This window comes from Nocardioides sp. CPCC 206348 (genome assembly GCF_048654705.1).
Classification (GTDB): domain Bacteria; phylum Actinomycetota; class Actinomycetes; order Propionibacteriales; family Nocardioidaceae; genus Nocardioides.
Genome location: NZ_JBMCZA010000007.1, coordinates 7,480 through 8,526, shown reverse-complemented (window position 1 = coordinate 8,526; position 1,047 = coordinate 7,480). Strand labels below are relative to the sequence as shown.

Genomic DNA, 1,047 nt, shown 5'->3' with positions numbered 1-1,047 from the left:
CTCAGCGACGGTGCTGGCTGAAGAACCCGCCCGGCCGTTCGGCGGTGTCGTCGAGGGGACTGCTGCGCTTCCACTCCGCGAAGGTGCTGCGGGCGTCGAGGTCGATGCCCGGATTCGCGCGGGCGTACTCCGCGACGGCCACGGCCGGATCGACGCGTTCACGACGCTCGATCAGCCGCTGGTAGGCGACGAGCTGCCGGATGGAGTAGACGGCCGGCGGGCGGTGGGCCTGCGTGCCCGGGCCCGCCGCTGTGTGGGCGCCAGCATGTTCATGATCCCGAGTCATGTGCTCCACGCTAACCCGAGAAGCGACCTCGGGCGCAATGCCGTTCCCGGAATCCGGCGTCAGCCGGGCCCCGGGCAGCGGCGGTCAGAGCTCGGCGAGCAGGGCCTTCATCCGGTCGATCTCGGCGCCCTGGCCGATCACGATCTCGCTGGCGATCTCGGTGACCTGGACGTCGGTGCCTCCGGTCGCGACGGCATCGGCCATCGTGATCGCACCTTCGTGGTGCTGGATCATGCCCTCGAGGAAGAGCCTGTCGAACTCCGCGCCGTCCGCGTTCCTCAGGGCCTTCAGCTGGGCGTCGGTGAGCATCCCGTGCATCGTGTCGTGGCCGTGCTCGCCGTGGTCGAAGTCGGCCGGGTCGTCCTTGGCCGACGGTACGGCGACGCCCTTGTTCTCGAGCCACGCGGCCATGGTCAGGATCTCGGGGCGCTGCGCGGCCAGGATCCGGCGCGCGATGGACTTCACCGCGGGCGACTCCGCCCGGGTGCGGGCCAGCTTCGACATGGTCAGTGCCTGCGCATGGTGGGGAATCATCATCTGCATGAAGGCGATGTCGTCATGGGCGACGTCGGACTGCTTCACCACCTGGCCGGGATCGACGGTGGTCTCGTCGTCCCCCGGTCCGCCGGGCTGCACGACCCGGGGTGACGACGAGGCGCCCGGCTCCGCGTCGTTCTCCTTCTCCAGACAGCCGCTGAGGGAGAGCGCCGCCACGGGGGCGACGAGGACAGCGCACAACGACGTCCGCCAGGACATCCACC

Annotated in this window: 2 protein-coding genes; both read right to left on the bottom strand. The window is 70.1% G+C overall.

Annotation, left to right across the window (positions count from 1 at the left end; all coding sequences use genetic code 11):
- Position 1 precedes the first annotated feature (1 nt).
- Positions 2-286, bottom strand: coding sequence for a hypothetical protein (locus tag ACOADB_RS00255; RefSeq protein WP_378595913.1), 285 nt, complete (start codon positions 284-286; stop codon positions 2-4).
- An 84-nt stretch (positions 287-370) separates the two neighbouring features.
- On the bottom strand, positions 371-1,047 hold a 677-nt coding region (locus ACOADB_RS00250; protein WP_378595912.1), incomplete at its 5' end, for a DUF305 domain-containing protein.

Bases quoted from the DNA above. Each gene is read 5' to 3' on its own strand.
- ACOADB_RS00255 (WP_378595913.1), bottom strand. From the start codon at position 286: ATGACTCGGGATCATGAACATGCTGGCGCCCACACAGCGGCGGGCCCG.